We start from the raw sequence: 15,423 nt of genomic DNA on the forward strand, positions 1-15,423 counted from the left end.
CAAGAAAACCGTAGCCTGCAACAATCCTTCCCCGCGCGTCTCGGGCATACTGCCACCCTTTGCAACCTGGCTGGCTTTCTCCTGATGAGTTCCAACACGATCCTGCAAGGCATTTTCTATGGCGCGCTGGCCGGCGCTGCCTGGGGCCTGGTGTTCCTGGCGCCTGAACTGACCCGCGCCTTCTCGCCCTGGCAACTGACGGCCGGGCGCTATCTCGCTTATGGCCTCTTCGCCGCCCTCCTGATCGCGCCGCGCATCGGCAAACTGCTGCCGCACCTGGGCCGCGCCGAATGGCGTGCGCTGGTGTGGCTGAGCCTCTTGGGCAATGTGGTCTATTACGTATTCCTGGCCAGTGCCGTGCAACTGGGCGGAATGGCCATGACGTCTCTGGTGATCGGCTTCCTGCCGGTGGCGGTGAGCATCATCGGCAGCCGTGGACACGGTGCGGTCCCGCTGCGCAAGCTGGCACCTTCGCTGGCATTGGGCCTGGCCGGGATTACCTGCGTGGCCTGGCAGTCGCTGGGAGGGGCGGCCGGGGGCGATATGAAGGAAAGTGTCATCGGTTTCTTCTGCGCCCTGGCCGCACTGGCCTCCTGGACCACCTATGCGGTAGGTAACAGCCGCTGGCTGGCACGCCTGCATGAAGTTTCTGCCCACGACTGGAACCTGCTGATCGGCGTGGTCACCGGGCTCTTGTCGCTGTTCATCGCCGTGCCCGCCTTTACCGTGATGCTGCAGCCGCATCCGGGCAGTGAATGGATGCACTTCGTGGCGGTGTCGGCCGGGGTGGCGATCTTTGCCTCGCTGTTCGGCAATGCCTGCTGGAACAAGGCCAGCCGCTTGCTGCCGCTGACCATGATCGGGCAGATGATCCTGTTTGAAACCCTGTTCGCCCTGCTCTACGGCTTTCTGTGGGAACAGCGCTGGCCGACCCTGCTTGAGATCGCGGCGATGGTGCTGGTGACGGTGAGCGTATTGCTGTGCGTCTCGGCGCACCGGGTCGATGAGGGCGGCGGGCACTGAGGCCCGCACCTCACTGCGGCTGGGTGGAAGCCTGCTCGGCCAGCTTCTTCAACACATGCGCAGCGGCCACCAGGCCGAAGGTCGCCGTGACTACCATGGCCGAGCCGAAGCCGGCGCAGTTCAGGCCGGTGACGCCGGCTTGCGTGCTGTCGGCGGCATCCTCGCCCACGTCCATGTCTTCTGCCGGCGCGACCTCACAGGCCTCGCCCTCGGCCAGCTCCGGGAAGCGCAGCGGCTCGGTGGAAAACACGGCATCGATGTGGAATTTGTTCTTCGTCCCGCGCGGAAAACCATGCTGAGAACGCAAGCGCTTGCGCACCTTGGCCAGCAGCGGTTCCTGCTCGGTGCGGCAGAGGTCGCGGATTTCAATCCGGGTCGGATCGATCTGCCCGCCCGCACTGCCGATGGTGACCATGGGCATGCCATTCTTGCGGCACCAGGCGATCATGGCCACCTTGGCAGGCACATTGTCGATGGCGTCGATGACGTAATCGAAACGGCCACCGCCCAGCATCTGTTCCACATTCTCCGGATCGACGAAATCCTCCACCTCCGTGACCACGCAGGTCGGATTGATCTGGCCGATGCGCTCATGCAGCGCCGTCACCTTGGCCTGGCCCAGCGTGCTGGTCAAGGCGTGGATCTGGCGGTTGACGTTAGATTCGGCCAGGTTGTCCAGGTCGATCAGGGTCAGGTGGCCGATGGCGCTGCGCGCCAGCGCTTCGACGATCCACGAGCCCACCCCTCCTACCCCGACCACGCAAACCCGCGCCTGGCGGAAGCGTTGCAGGGCGGCGGCGCCATACAGGCGGGCTACGCCACCGAAGCGGCGCTCATAGTCGATATCGTTCAGATCGATGGATGTGCTCATGTTCAAACTTCAATGCAGTGTTATCGGCCTGATGGCCTCTCATGAAAAAGGGCCGCAGCATGAACGCGGCGGCCCTTTTTGCGTGGTGCGGAAATCCTGAAATCAGACCACCGCGCCGCCGTTCTCGTCCTTGACCTTGACCGGCTTGATCAGGTCTTCGCGCTTCACGCCCAGCCACATGGCCAGGGCCGCCGCCACGAACACCGACGAATAGATACCGAACAGGATGCCGATGGTCAGCGCCAGCGCGAAGTAGTGCAGCGTCGGGCCACCGAAGAAGAACATGGCCAGCACCATCATTTCGGTACTGCCGTGGGTGATGACGGTACGCGACATGGTGCTGGTGATGGCGTGGTTCAGCACTTCCGGCGCGGAGAGCTTGCCGAAGCGGCGGTCACGGAAGGCTTCGCGCACGCGGTCGAACACCACCACCGATTCGTTGACCGAGTAACCCAGCACGGCCAGCACGGCCGCCAGCACGGTCAGCGAGAATTCCCACTGGAAGAAGGCGAAGAAGCCCAGGATGATCACGATGTCGTGCAGGTTGGCGATCACCGCAGCTACCGCGAACTTCCATTCGAAGCGGAAGGCCAGGTAGATCACGATGCCCACCACCACCATGGCCAGCGCCAGCAGGCCGTCATGGGCCAGCTCGTCGCCGACCTGGGGACCGACGAATTCCACACGCTGCAGGCGCACGTCCGGATCATCGGCACGCAGTGCGGCGTTGACCTTTTCGCTTTGCTGGCTGGCGTTCACGCCGGCTTGCGCCGGCAGGCGGATCATCACGTCCTGGGCGGTGCCGAAGCTTTGCACCAGGGTGTCACGGTAACCCAGTCCTTCGATGGAGGTGCGGATCTTTTCCAGGTCGGCCGGCTTGTTGTAGGCCACTTCCATGACCGTGCCGCCGGTGAATTCGATGGAGAAGTGCAATCCCTTGGAGAACAGGAAGAACACCGCGGCCACGAAGGTCAGTGCCGAGATCGCGTTGAAGATCAGGGCATGACGCATGAAGGGAATGTCTTTTTTGATGCGGAAAAATTCCATCACTATCCTTTCGGTGCCGGCGCCACGGTCATCGTGGCGGCCGGCTCAAATCTGGCTGTGCTGCTATGTCTGGTATTGCCGTGCTTACTTGGCGTCGCGCTTGGCCGAGGCCTTGCCGGAGGTGGAGAGCACCTCGCCCTGCGGCTTCCAGATCTGGCCGATGGCCAGGCCCGACAGACGCTTCTTGCGGCCGTACCAGAGGTTGACCACGCCGCGCGAGAAGAACACGGCCGAGAACATCGAGGTCAGGATGCCCAGGCAGTGCACCACCGCAAAGCCGCGCACCGCGCCGGAACCGAAGATCAGCAGCGCCAGGCCGGCGATCAGGGTGGTCACGTTGGAGTCCAGGATGGTCGCCCAGGCGCGGTCGAAACCGGCCGCGATGGCAGCCTGGGGCGAATTGCCGGCACGCAGTTCTTCACGGATGCGCTCGTTGATCAGCACGTTGGAGTCGATCGCCATGCCCAGCGCCAGCGCGATAGCGGCAATACCCGGCAAGGTCAGCGTCACCTGCAGTGTCGACAGCAGCGCCACCAGCAGCAGCACGTTCACCGACAGCGCCAGTGCACTGAAGAAGCCGAACAGCTGGTAGTAGATCACCATGAAGATGGCCATGGCCACGAAGCCATACAGCACCGAGTCGAAGCCCTTCTTGATGTTGTCGGCGCCCAGTTGCGGGCCGATGGTGCGTTCTTCGATGATGTCCATCGGTGCGGCCAGGGAACCGGCACGCAGCAGCAGGGCCAGGTCGCTGGCGGCTTCGGGCGACCCCATGCCGGTGATCTGGAAGCGCGAACCGAGTTCGGAGCGGATGGTGGCCACGGTCAGGACTTCGCCCTTGCCCTTTTCGAACAGGACGATGGCCATGGCCTTGCCCACCTTGTCGCGGGTGGCTTCGCGCATCTTGCGGCCGCCGTCGCCGTTCAAGTCGATGCTGACCGCCGGCTGGTGGTTTTCATCGAAGCTGGCCGAGGCGTTGGAGATGTAGTCGCCGGTCAGCACCGGTTCCTTGACCAGGACCACGGGCGCACCCTTGCCGACCTTGAACAGTTCGGAGCCGAATGGAATCGCCGAGGTTTCTTCGGTACCGCGCACCACGCTGTCGTCCACCATGCGCACTTCCAGGGTGGCGGTGCGGCCGATGATGTCCTTGGCGCGCGAGACATCCTGCACGCCCGGCAGCTCGACCACGATGCGGTCGGCGCCCTGGCGCTGGATCAGCGGCTCGGCCACGCCCAGCTCGTTGACGCGCTTGGACAGGGTGCTGATGTTCTGCTTGACGCCATCTTCCTGGGTCTGCTTCAGGGCTTCCGGACGCAATGTCGCGACCAGCTTGAGGTCATCGCCGCTGCCGGCGTCGGTCAGCAGCATTTCCTGCAGCTCGCCCAGGGCGGCGCGGGCCTTGTTGCGGGTATCGGCATCGCGGAAGGAAATCTCGATGCTGTCGCCCACGCGGTTGATGCCGCTGTGGCGGATGTTCTTGTCACGCAGCAGGCTGCGCACGCTCGCTTGCAGGCCTTGCAGGCGCTTGTTCAGGACCGCCTTGATGTCGACCTGCATCAGGAAGTGCACGCCGCCGCGCAAGTCCAGGCCCAGGTACATGGGGAAGGCGTGCAGGCTTTGCAGCCATTGCGGGGTGTTGGGCAGCAGGTTGAAGGCGACGATGTAGGTCGGGTCGCTGGGGTCGGTGTTGAGTTCCTTTTCCAGCAGGGCCTTGGCCTTGAACTGGATGTCGGTGCTGGCAAAGCGGGCGCGCACCGAGGGCTGCGAGCCGCTGTTGTCGAACGCCACACTCTCTGCGCCGAGATTGCCTTGTTTCAGGATCTGATCGACACGGCCGGCCACGGCAGGCTCGACCTTCAGGGTCGACTTGGCACTGCTGATCTGCACCGCGGGGGATTCGCCGAAGAAGTTCGGGACGGTATAGATCACGCCGAACAGCAGGGCCAGGACGATCAGTGCGTATTTCCAGAGAGAGTAACGATTCATGGTCTTGTGCTTCTTGCTTGCGGGAAAGGGAGGCAGGAAATGCCGCCCTGTTCAGAACCGGCGCGCAAAACCGGAAGATTCTGCGCGCCGTTCTAACGACATGGGCGCATCAGCGATGCGCCCATGGGTTCGCCGGTTCAAGCCGGCTGAACCGGTGAGGCCTGCTTACAGGCCCTTGATGGTGCCCTTGGGCAGCAGGGTGGTCACGGCGCCCTTCTGCACGATGACTTCGGTGCCTTCGGCCACTTCGATGGTGATGTAACCATCAGCGACCTTGGTGATGCGGCCCAGCAGACCACCGGAGGTGACGACTTCGTCGCCCTTGCCCAGTGCGTCCATCATGGCTTTCTGTTCTTTCTGACGCTTCATCTGCGGGCGGATCATCAGGAAGTACAGGACCACGAACATCAGGATGATCGGCAGGAAGCTGGCCAGGTTGCCCATCGCGCCACCAGGGGCTGCTGCGGCCGTTTGCGCGTATGCGTCGGAAATAAACACGTGAGGCTCCAATGTTGATTGAAAAATAGCCCTGCATTCTAGCACTGCGCAGGCGCCAAACCGCCAAATCGGGACGCATTGCCGCAGATCAAGGGGGAACCCGGCCAAATCGGGCTTTTTTATCACCAGCGCGGGCCCGCAACACGGCGTACGCCGCATGAAATGGCTGATCGCGTGAAAAAAACTTCATTTCGCCTCCAAGCCGCCTGGTAGCGCCACTAAGATAGCGCCACCGCAACCGATCCTCCGACCTGACCACCGCATGTCCGCTTCCCCAGCTCCCGATACGCTCCCGCGCCAGCCGGCCTGGCACCTCTTCCTGGTCTTCCTGCGGCTGGGCCTGACTTCCTTTGGCGGGCCGGCCGCCCATCTCGGTTATTTCCGCCAGGAATTCGTGGCACGCCGGCACTGGCTTTCCGAACAGACCTATGCCGACCTGGTGGCCATGTGCCAGTTCCTGCCCGGCCCCTCCAGCAGCCAGGTCGGGCTGGCCATCGGCCTGATCCGGGGCGGCTATCGCGGCGCGGCCGCCGCCTGGCTGGGCTTTACCCTGCCCTCGGCACTGCTGCTGATGGCGGTGGCGCTGTCGGTGCTGGAGGATGCGCGCTGGCTCTCGGGCGAGGTGGTGCATGGCCTGAAGATCGTGGCCGTGGCCATCGTGGCGCAGGCGGTGTGGGGCATGGCGCGCACCCTGTGCCGGGGACCACTGCGCCTGCTCATCATGCTGCTGGCGGCGCTGGCCGCCTGGCAGGTGCAGGGCAGCCTGGTGCAGCTGGGCGTGATCGCGCTGGCCGGCGTAGCCGGGCGCCTGCTGCTGCACGGTCCGCAGATCGCGCTGCAAGAGCAGCTGCCGCTGGTGGTCAGCCGACGCACGGGACGGTTCTGCCTCACGCTCTTCTTCGTGCTGCTGGCGGGCATCCCGCTGCTGGCGGCGCTTCATCCGGCGGCCTGGCTGCAGCAACTCAATATCTTCTACCGCGTCGGCTCGCTGGTCTTCGGTGGCGGCCACGTGGTGCTGCCGCTGCTGCAGACCGAACTGGTGCCCACCGGCTGGGTGGACAAGGATGTCTTCCTGGCCGGCTATGGCGCGGCCCAGGCGGTGCCCGGCCCGCTCTTCACGCTGGCTGCCTATCTTGGCGTGGTCATGTCGTCCTGGCCCAATGGCGTGGCCGGGGGCGTACTGTGCCTGCTGGCGATCTTCGCGCCGTCTTTCCTGCTGGTGACCGGGCTGCTGCCGTTCTGGGACGGGGTGCGCCGCCAGGCCGCCATGCAGGCGGTGCTGGCCGGCGTCAATGCGGCCGTGGTCGGCTTGTTGCTGGCCGCGCTCTACCAGCCGGTGTGGACCAGCGCCATCTTCACGGTGCGTGACCTGCTCATCGCCCTGGCCGCCTTCGCAGCGCTGGTCTGGCGCAAGTGGCCGTCCTGGGCAGTGGTGCTGCTGGGGGTGCTGGCGGCCAGCGTGCCTGGACTGCATTAAGCGATTAAATCAATATCATTAATTTAATAATTGCAAATAATAATATTATTTATTTCAACATCTTGCGAGAAAGTACGCCCGGACTGACCGGACATCCCGCACCATCCGATATGATCGTCACGACAAGCACAACCTCATGCCGCATTTTGACCACATGCGCATCTGTTCACGGGAACAAATAAAACAAATTCGGCAATTTACTGATCTATTCGTTATAATTGATTCCATGGAGGGCAAGGGCAATTCACGCCCGCGCGCAGAATCGAACCGGAGCCGGAACCCATGGAGACAAGCTCGTGATGTCAGACAGCACCACCACCGATGCGCAGCGCCCCCCGGCCGCCCCGCGCGACGGGCGCCTGCTGCTGGGCCTGGCCGAGGCCGGCTTTGCCGTGCTGACGGTGACCGCGCTGTGGCATACCGACTGGCCAGCCTGGCTGATCCTGATGGTGCTGGCCCTGTGGCTGGTGCGCGCGCTGATCCTGCTGCGCCTGCTGCGCGAGCACCAGCGCGCCGCCCGCAGTCTGGTGCTGGCCAAGGAAGCGGCTGACCAGGCCATGCTCACCCGCGGGGCGTTTCTGTCCACCATGAGCCATGAAATCCGCACGCCCATGAATGCGGTGCTGGGCATGGCCGGTCTCTTGCGCAGCACGCGGCTGGATACCCAGCAGGCCGAATTCGCCAAGGCCATCGAGGATTCGGCCAATGCCTTGCTAGGCATCGTCAATGACGTCCTGGATTTCTCCAAGATCGACGTCGGCAAGATGGATATCGCGGTGGTCGAGTTCGACCTGCTGGAAGTGGTGGAAGCCAGTGCCGAAGCGCTCTCCTTCAAGGCCCACGAAAAGCACGTGCGGCTGCTGGCGCACGTCGATCCGCGCCTGCCGGTGCGCTTGCTGGGCGACCCCGGACGCATCCGCCAGATCCTGTTGAACCTGCTGGGCAATGCGCTCAAGTTCACCCACGTGGGCGAAGTCCTGTTGCGGGTGCAGGCGCTGCATGTCGCGGGTGACCACTGCCGGGTGCGCTTCGAAGTGCGCGACAGCGGCATCGGCATGGATGACGACACGCTGCGCCGCCTGTTCTCCCCCTTCTCGCAAGCCGACAATTCGGTCACCCGCCAATATGGCGGCACCGGCCTGGGCCTGTCGATCTGCAAGCGACTGGTGGAACTGATGGGCGGCAAGATCGGGGTGGAGAGCACGCCCGGCACCGGCTCCTGCTTCTGGTTCGAACTGGGCATTCCCGTGGCGCAACCTCCCCGGTTCCCGAGCCGCCCGCTTGCAGCCAAAAAACGACAGGTGGCCCTGCTCGAAACGCATGACGGCAGCGCCGCCATGCTGCACGAATACCTGCGCGGTGCCGGACTGGAAACGATCCGCTACAGCAGCGCCAGCGACGCCCTGGCGGCCCTGACCGGCCCGGCAGCCACCGCCAGCGGCATCGATACCCTGATCGTCAGCAGCGAGATCCGCGATGTGCCGCCGACGGCGGTACTGGCGCGCCTGCATGCCGAACGGCCCACCCTCACGTGCGTGCTGCTTGACCATGGCGTACACGGCCTTAATATAGACGGACAAGCAACGTCGGCAGCACTGCAGTTGCCGCTGCGCAAGCAACAGCTGCTGCGCGCAGTCGATCCGCAGCAAAGCGGCAAGGAACAGGCGGACGCCAGCGTACCGGCAGCGGGCCGTCTCATGAGGGTACTGCCCCATCCGGGGCAGCAAGGGCAGCACGAAGCGCACGAACTCCTGCTGGTGGAAGACAATGCAATGAACCAGAAAGTGGCGGTGTACCAGCTCAATGCCATGGGCTACGCGGTCGACATCGCCTCCAACGGCGCAGAGGCGCTGGAGAAGCTGGCGCAGCGCAAGTACGCGCTGATCCTGATGGATTGCCAGATGCCGGTGCTGGATGGCTACGAAACCACGCGCCGCATCCGGCGTTTGCAGGGCGAACGGGCCCATACCCCGATCATCGCGATGACCGCCAATGCCATGGCCGGAGACCGCGAACAATGCCTGGAGGCAGGGATGGACGACTATCTCACCAAGCCCCTGCTGCGCTCGCAACTGGCGGCGATGCTGGAGCATTACCTGCCCGCCACGCAGGAAGAGCCAGCGGCCTCGGCCGGGGCTGCGCCGCCGATACTGGATGAAAGCCGCCTGCAGGAACTCTTCGGTGAGGACACTGGCCTTGCCGGCGAGATGCTGGAGATGTTCATCGAACACACCACGCCGGTAATGGACGAGCTGGCCCGGTATTGCCAGGCCAGCCATCCGCTGCTGGGCGAGCTCCAGGCATTGGGCCACCGGCTGGCGGGCAGCTGCCTGAACCTGGGCATCCAGGCGCTGGGCCAGCTGGGGCGACAGATGGAAATGGCGGCACGCCAGGGTGACCTGGCGCAGGTCCGCACGCTGGCTGAGGAGTGCGCGCGCGCCTTCGCAGTCTTGCGGCAACACCTACAAGAGAGGGGCCGGGGGAACACATGAAGATTCTGATCGTCGACGACGACAAGACCAATCTGTCGCTATTTACGCACATGCTCGCGCAATTGCCCGACACCAGCATCAGTACCTGCCCGGACGCCTATGAAGCGTTGGACTGGTGCGGCACGCACGAGCCCGACCTGATCCTGCTGGACTACATGATGCCGGGCATGGACGGGCTGGATTTCCTCTCGCGCTTTCGCGCCATGCCGGGCCAGGAGATGACGCCGGTCATCATGATCACCGCCGACATGGGCCTGCAGGTGCGCCACAAGGCGCTGCAGATGACGGCCAATGATTTTCTCTCCAAACCGGTGAACCGGGTCGAGCTGCTGGCGCGCGTAAAAAACATGCTGGCCATGCGCAAGTCGCAGCTGGCCATGAGCCAGAAGATCGAGCACCTGTCCGAGGAGGTCGAACAGAAGGCGCATCACAGCAATACCCTCGCACTCAATTCGGTGGACCTGCTCGCGCGCGCGGCCGGCTACCGCGATCCGGAAACGGGCGAACACCTGGTGCGCATGTCCAACTACACCCGCATCATCGCCGCCCGCCTGGGCTTGCCCAAGGAAGAACAGGACCTGCTGCAGAGTGCAGCCCCCATGCACGACATCGGCAAGATGGGCATTCCCGATCACATCCTGCTCAAACCCGGACGGCTCGATGAAGAAGAACTGAAGGTCATGCGCATGCATGCCCAGATCGGTGCCGATATCCTCCGCGACAGTCCCTCGGCGCTGCTGCAGACCGCTTCCGAGATCGCCGGGAGCCACCATGAGAAATGGGATGGCAGCGGCTATCCCAATGGCCTCAAGGGTGAGGATATCCCCCTGTATGGCCGCATCGTGGCGGTGGCCGACGTGTTCGACGCGCTGACCTCCTCGCGCCCCTACAAGAAAGGCTGGAGCCTGGAAGACGCCGGTGCGTTTCTGCGCAAGAATGCCGGCAGCCACTTCGATCCACGCTGCGTGGACGCCTTCTTTGACGGCTGGGAGGAGGTGGTCGAGATCTACAACCGCAATCAGGACCGCCAATGATGCTCACCTTCATCGAACCCACGCTGTTCGAGCAGCTCAGGACCGCGCAAGCCCTGCCCTCGCCCGGCGGGGTGCGCCTGACCATCATGCGCATGTGTGCGCAGGATGATCCGGACATGCATGAACTGATCCATCTGGTGCAGGGCGATCCGGCCCTGTCCGGGCGCATCATCCGCATCGTCAACGTGCTCAATGCCGACCGCGTGCGCCCGATCGCCTCGGTCAGCATGGACAGCTTGCTGCTGGTCGGACTGCAAGCCGTGCGCCAGCTGGCCCTGGCGCTATCCCTGGCCGAAACCACGGCGCCAGCCTCGTGCGTGAACTTCAAGCTGCCGGCGTTCTGGGCACACAGCTTTGCGATGGCGTGCAGCGCCCAGGCCATCAGCAGCCACACCCGCGTGGCGCCGCTGGGAGAAATGTTCACCACGGGCCTGTTGGCCAACATCGGCAAGCTGACCCTGGCCTCGGCCCACCCGGCGGGCTATTCGGCGCTGCTCACGCGGCCCCTGGAGCCCTCCGCGCAACAGGCGATGGAACAGTCGCTGTTCGGCTTCAACCACCTCAACGTCGCCGCCGCACTGATGCAGGACTGGAAGATTCCGGAACTGTTCTGCGATGCCGTGCTGCACTATGAAACCCCGGCGCTGCCGCAGGAATGGCCGGTGCCGCGCCCGCTGGAAATCATCTGGACCCTGTACCTGTCTGCGGCCATGGCCGAGCTGGGCTGCGGCACCCCGCAGGTGGCCGAGGCCGCCCTGCCCAAGGTGGCGCGGGCGCTGCCGCAACTGCAACTGGCGCCGCATGATTTCCCCGAGCTGTACCAGGTGGCCGGCGAAGACTGGCAGGACTGGACCCAGAGCATGCACCTGAGCGCCAAGACCCTGTGGCAGGGCCTGCCCGGCCAGATCCACGACAAACTGCTGCGCCTGCAAGAGGCCGGCGACAGCAGTGATGCAACACCTTGAACAACTGCTCTTGAGCGAAGCCCCCGACGCCTATGTCCTCATGGACATGGCCGGCGGGGTGGTCTACTGGAATCGCTGCGCCGAACAGTTGTTCGGTTATGCCGCCCGGGAGGTACTGGGCCAGCAGCTGTCGGACTTCATCGTGCCGCCCGAGCGGCGCGGCGAGGAAGACCGGGTCTTCGCCGATACCGTCGCCATGGGCCGCGCCGAATGCCAGTCGATACGCCGCCGCAAGGATGGCGCGCTGCTGCACCTGTCGGTCTCCAACAAGCTGCTGCGCGATGAACGCGGGCAGCCGCAATACGTGCTCTCCTGCAAGCGCGACATCAGCCAGGCCACCGTGCTGCGCGACATCAGCCTCATTGCCGCGAAGGTCCACGGACTCTACGATTCGCTGCCTGACGGCATCATCGTGGTCAATGCACTGGACCGCGTAGTGCTGGCCAATCGCCGGGCCGGCGAACTGTTCGGCTGGGAGGTGGGTGAGCTGACCGGACGCGCCATCGACGTACTGATCCCGCAGCGCTTCCTGGCCATGCATGCGCAGAACCTGGCCAACTACCTCTGCGGCACGGCGGGCCCGGCCAGCAATACCACGCCCGACCTGTGCGGCAAGAAGCGCAATGGCAGCGAATTCCCGGTCGACGTGAGCCTGAGCCCGCTGGTCATCGAGGGCGAGACCTTCCTCATGATTGCCGTGCGCGACATCAGCGACCGCAAGCGCATCGAGGAAGACCTGGCCGAGAAAAACCGCGCCTTGCAGGATGCGGTGGAATCGCGCAACCGCTTCCTGGCCAATACCTCGCATGAGTTGCGTACGCCTCTGAACGCCATCCTGGGCTTCACCGAAATCCTGCTCACGCGCATGGGCGGTCCGCTCACGGCCGACCAGGAGCAACAATTGCAGACCGTGCATGAGAGTGCCCAGCACCTGCTGGAACTGATCACAAGCCTGCTGGACGTCTCGCGCATGCAAGCCGAGGAAGCCGACCTGATTCCCGAGGCCCTGCTCTGTTCCGAGCTGATCGAGGAAGCGGTGGCGGTCCTGCGTCCGGCTGCAGTAAAAAAGGGCTTGCAGCTGAACCTCGCTGCCTACACGGGCGAGGTCCGGATCCACGCCAACCGCCGCGCAATGACGCAGATCCTGCTGAACCTGGTGAGCAACGCCATCAAGTTCACCGAGCGCGGCCAGGTGCAGGTCAAGCTGCGCCAGCAACGCCACGCGGAAGGCCTCACCAGCTGGATCGAAGTCCGCGACAGCGGCTGCGGCATCAGCGAAGAGGACCAGCGAAAACTTTTTCGCGCCTTTACCCAGCTCGACGCCACGGCCTCGCGCAGGCATGACGGCATGGGCCAGGGCCTGTACCTGAGCCAGAAGCTGGCCAATCTGATGGGTGGCACCATCAGCGTGCAAAGCCAGGCCGGGGCTGGCAGCCTGTTCACGCTCTGCCTCGAAGAGGCTGCTTGAGCCAGCGCAACGGAGGGCGCCGTACTCCGGCTCAATCCTTCACAACAGCGTAGAATCGCGGCACAACAAAAACAGTTTCCGAAGGCCGATACGCATTGCGATAGCGGCTGCGGGAGGGTTTCCAAACATGCCGACTTCACGTCTTCTGATCATCGACGATCACGCGCTCTTTCGTTCCGGCCTGCGGCTGGTGCTGCAGGCCGCCTTGCCACACACCAACATTGCCGAAGCCGCCTCGCTGGAGGATGCCATGCGCCTGGAAGACAGCCAGATGCCAGGCCTGGTGCTGCTGGACATCCAGCTGGGCGGGCTCAATGGCATCGACGGCATGTCGGTATTGGCGCGCAAGTGGCCGCAGGTGCCTGTGATCATCCTTTCGGCCGACGATACCGACGAGACCGTGCGCGAAGCCACCCGGCGCGGGGCGGCGGCCTTCGTCTCCAAGGCGGCCACCGCCGAACACATCCTGCAGGTCTTGCTGGAAGTGGCGGGAGGGCAGCATGCCCAGCCGCTGGAGGGCGTCACCGCCGGGACCGCCGGCAAGCCGCAGTTCACGCCGCGCCAGTATGAGGTGCTGGGGCTGCTCAGCCAGGGCCTGACGAACAAGGCCATCGGGCGCCGGCTCAATCTGTCGGAAAACACCATCCGTGGCCACGTCCAGGCGATCCTGCTGGCCCTGGACGTGGACAACCGCGCCGAGGCCGCCTTCGCCGCGCGCCGGCGCGGGCTGGTGAGCTGAGATGGAGCGCCCGGGCTGGATGGCCTCTTCTGCTCCCTCCGCCGAGCTGGGAGAAGACACCCTGCACCGCGTGCGGGTCGAACAGATCCGGCTGCTGTGCGGCAACCTCGGCAGTTCGGTGCTGCCGGGCATCCTGGTGGCGCTGCTGGTGGTGTACGCGCTGCGCGACAACGCCGGGCTGTTGCCGCTGCTGGCCTGGGCCGGTAGCGTCATCGCTTCCAAGCTGTTCGACTATGCCGACGCGCGGCGTCTGCTGACAGCCGAGATCACGCCCGGCAACATCGGCCGGATCAAGCGCCGGCTGGTCCTGCTGCATGGTATCGATGGCGCGGCCTGGGGCTGGCTGGCCCCATTGGCGCTGGATACCGCCAGCCCCGGCGGCAGCATCCTGCTCATCGGCGTGCTGGCCGGGGTGGCGGGCAACTCCATGTCCATCCTCTCGCCGGTGATGCCGGCCTTCGTCTCGTTCTGCCTGGTGGAGCTGGGCATGCTGGCCACCAGCGCCTGGCATACCCACGAAGCCTCGCTGCAGGTCCTGGCCATCGCCGCCCTGCTCTACGTGGCCTCGCTGCTGGTGCAGGCGCGCAACAGTGCGCGTGCGGCCAAGGCGGCCATCATGCTGCGCTTTGAAAACAATGCGCTGATCGAACGCCTGCAGCGCCAGTCCGAGAAGACCCGGCAAGCCCTGCAGCAGGCCGAACAGGCCAATGCCGCCAAGTCGCGCTTCCTGGCCGGTGCCAGCCATGACCTGCGCCAGCCCATCCATGCCCAGGGATTGTTCCTGGAGGTACTGGCCAATACGCCGCTGGACCCCATGCAGCGCGACGTGGTGAGCCGCCTGCGCAATGCCGCCGACAACTGTGCCGAGATGCTGCATACCCTGCTGGATTATTCCCGGATCGAGGCCGGCGTGGTCACGCCGCAGCCCGCTCCCTTCCGCCCACAGGCGCTGATCCATCGCATCAGCCGCGAAATGGCCACGCAAGCCGAAGCCAAGGGCCTGGTATTCCGTTTGCGCGAGAGCGATGCGGTGGCCCATGCCGATGCCGCCCTGACCGAACTGATCCTGCGCAACCTAGTTTCCAACGCGATCCGCTATACCGAGCACGGCGGCGTGCTGGTGGCTTGCCGTCGGCGCGGTGCGCGAGTGTGGCTGGAGGTGTGGGATACCGGCATCGGCATTGCCCCGGCGCAGCAGCAGGAAATCTTCCGCGAGTTCCACCAGCTGGGCAATCCCGAACGCGATCACAACAAGGGCATGGGCTTGGGACTGGCTATCGCCGAGGGCCTGGCCAAGCGGCAGGGATTGGAACTGACGGTGCAATCGCGGCCCGGACGCGGCAGCGTCTTCAAGCTCAAGCTGCCTGTGGCCACCACGCCGCTACCGGCGCACGCACCGGCGCCGGAGGGCATGATGGAGCGCGACCTACAAGGCTTGCGCATCCTGCTGGTGGACGACGATCAGCGCGTGCGCGACAGCATGGCGCACTTGCTGGCGCAGTGGGGTTGTCACAGCATCGAGGTGGAAAGCCTGGAAGAAGCCGAAGCGCTGGCAGGATCGCACGTGTTCGACGTGATCATCAGCGACTACCGCCTGCGCGCGCACCGCAATGGCACCGAGGCCATTGCCGCCGTGCGCCGCGCCAGCGGGCGCGATATCGGCGCACTCCTGATTACCGGCGACACAGCCCCGGCACGGCTGCGCGAAGCCAGCCAGAGCGGCATTCCGGTGCTGCACAAGCCGGTGGCACCGGCGCAGTTGTGGGAAGCCTTGCTGCGGCTGGCGGCGACGGCGCAGCGGGTGCGCCATCGCTGATGGA

At 64.7% G+C, this 15,423-nt stretch carries 12 protein-coding genes; 8 read left to right on the plus strand and 4 right to left on the minus strand.

Annotation, left to right across the window (positions count from 1 at the left end; all coding sequences use genetic code 11):
• The first annotated feature begins 84 nt into the window (after window positions 1-84).
• The gene (locus ACVC5H_RS19725; RefSeq protein WP_489619448.1) at window positions 85-1,023 is read left to right on the plus strand and encodes a DMT family transporter; all 939 of its coding nucleotides are present in this window, start codon (window positions 85-87) and stop codon (window positions 1,021-1,023) included.
• A 10-nt stretch (window positions 1,024-1,033) separates the two neighbouring features.
• Here the strand turns inward: ACVC5H_RS19725 and tcdA are convergent, their stop codons facing one another.
• From tcdA to yajC, 4 genes are all read right to left on the minus strand, one after another.
• Window positions 1,034-1,894, minus strand: a complete 861-nt coding sequence (gene tcdA, locus ACVC5H_RS19730) for a tRNA cyclic N6-threonylcarbamoyladenosine(37) synthase TcdA (protein WP_489619449.1) — start codon at window positions 1,892-1,894, stop codon at window positions 1,034-1,036.
• 102 nt (window positions 1,895-1,996) lie between these two features.
• Complete coding sequence (gene secF / locus ACVC5H_RS19735; protein ID WP_489619450.1) at window positions 1,997-2,941, minus strand: protein translocase subunit SecF; 945 nt, start codon at window positions 2,939-2,941, stop codon at window positions 1,997-1,999.
• Between the two features lie 84 nt (window positions 2,942-3,025).
• On the minus strand, window positions 3,026-4,930 hold the full coding sequence (gene secD, locus ACVC5H_RS19740; RefSeq protein WP_489619451.1) for a protein translocase subunit SecD: 1,905 nt from the start codon (window positions 4,928-4,930) through the stop codon (window positions 3,026-3,028).
• A 165-nt stretch (window positions 4,931-5,095) separates the two neighbouring features.
• On the minus strand, window positions 5,096-5,374 hold the full coding sequence (gene yajC / locus ACVC5H_RS19745) for a preprotein translocase subunit YajC (protein WP_338720184.1): 279 nt from the start codon (window positions 5,372-5,374) through the stop codon (window positions 5,096-5,098).
• A gap of 316 nt (window positions 5,375-5,690) precedes the next feature.
• Here yajC and chrA point away from each other — a divergent pair, with 316 nt between their 5' ends.
• From chrA to ACVC5H_RS19780, 7 genes are all read left to right on the plus strand, one after another.
• Entirely contained in the window at window positions 5,691-6,905 is a 1,215-nt protein-coding gene (chrA, locus tag ACVC5H_RS19750) for a chromate efflux transporter (protein WP_489619452.1), read from the plus strand.
• A 299-nt stretch (window positions 6,906-7,204) separates the two neighbouring features.
• Window positions 7,205-9,397 (plus strand): ATP-binding protein, encoded by a 2,193-nt coding sequence (locus ACVC5H_RS19755; protein ID WP_489622732.1) that lies wholly within the window; start codon window positions 7,205-7,207, stop codon window positions 9,395-9,397.
• On the plus strand, window positions 9,394-10,431 hold the full coding sequence (locus ACVC5H_RS19760; protein ID WP_489619453.1) for an HD domain-containing phosphohydrolase: 1,038 nt from the start codon (window positions 9,394-9,396) through the stop codon (window positions 10,429-10,431). Before ACVC5H_RS19755 ends, ACVC5H_RS19760 begins: the two co-directional genes overlap by 4 nt.
• Window positions 10,428-11,396, plus strand: coding sequence for an HDOD domain-containing protein (locus ACVC5H_RS19765; protein WP_489619454.1), 969 nt, complete (start codon window positions 10,428-10,430; stop codon window positions 11,394-11,396). Before ACVC5H_RS19760 ends, ACVC5H_RS19765 begins: the two co-directional genes overlap by 4 nt.
• Complete coding sequence (locus tag ACVC5H_RS19770) at window positions 11,383-12,864, plus strand: PAS domain-containing sensor histidine kinase (protein WP_489619455.1); 1,482 nt, start codon at window positions 11,383-11,385, stop codon at window positions 12,862-12,864. Before ACVC5H_RS19765 ends, ACVC5H_RS19770 begins: the two co-directional genes overlap by 14 nt.
• A 127-nt stretch (window positions 12,865-12,991) precedes the next feature.
• A complete protein-coding gene (locus ACVC5H_RS19775) occupies window positions 12,992-13,603 on the plus strand; it encodes a response regulator (RefSeq protein WP_489619456.1) in 612 nt (203 codons plus the stop codon).
• Window positions 13,604-13,622: 19 nt separating this feature from the next.
• The gene (locus ACVC5H_RS19780) at window positions 13,623-15,419 is read left to right on the plus strand and encodes an ATP-binding response regulator (protein ID WP_489619457.1); all 1,797 of its coding nucleotides are present in this window, start codon (window positions 13,623-13,625) and stop codon (window positions 15,417-15,419) included.
• Window positions 15,420-15,423 lie beyond the last annotated feature (4 nt).

Source organism: Herbaspirillum sp. Her3 (genome assembly GCF_057961275.1).

Bases quoted from the DNA above. Each gene is read 5' to 3' on its own strand.
- ACVC5H_RS19770 (WP_489619455.1), top strand. From the start codon at position 11,383: ATGCAACACCTTGAACAACTGCTCTTGAGCGAAGCCCCCGACGCCTAT.
- chrA (WP_489619452.1), top strand. From the start codon at position 5,691: ATGTCCGCTTCCCCAGCTCCCGATACGCTCCCGCGCCAGCCGGCCTGG.
- ACVC5H_RS19755 (WP_489622732.1), top strand. From the start codon at position 7,205: ATGTCAGACAGCACCACCACCGATGCGCAGCGCCCCCCGGCCGCCCCG.
- ACVC5H_RS19760 (WP_489619453.1), top strand. From the start codon at position 9,394: ATGAAGATTCTGATCGTCGACGACGACAAGACCAATCTGTCGCTATTT.
- ACVC5H_RS19775 (WP_489619456.1), top strand. From the start codon at position 12,992: ATGCCGACTTCACGTCTTCTGATCATCGACGATCACGCGCTCTTTCGT.
- ACVC5H_RS19780 (WP_489619457.1), top strand. From the start codon at position 13,623: ATGGCCTCTTCTGCTCCCTCCGCCGAGCTGGGAGAAGACACCCTGCAC.
- ACVC5H_RS19725 (WP_489619448.1), top strand. From the start codon at position 85: ATGAGTTCCAACACGATCCTGCAAGGCATTTTCTATGGCGCGCTGGCC.
- yajC (WP_338720184.1), bottom strand. From the start codon at position 5,374: ATGGGCAACCTGGCCAGCTTCCTGCCGATCATCCTGATGTTCGTGGTC.
- tcdA (WP_489619449.1), bottom strand. From the start codon at position 1,894: ATGAGCACATCCATCGATCTGAACGATATCGACTATGAGCGCCGCTTC.
- secD (WP_489619451.1), bottom strand. From the start codon at position 4,930: ATGAATCGTTACTCTCTCTGGAAATACGCACTGATCGTCCTGGCCCTG.
- secF (WP_489619450.1), bottom strand. From the start codon at position 2,941: ATGGAATTTTTCCGCATCAAAAAAGACATTCCCTTCATGCGTCATGCC.
- ACVC5H_RS19765 (WP_489619454.1), top strand. From the start codon at position 10,428: ATGATGCTCACCTTCATCGAACCCACGCTGTTCGAGCAGCTCAGGACC.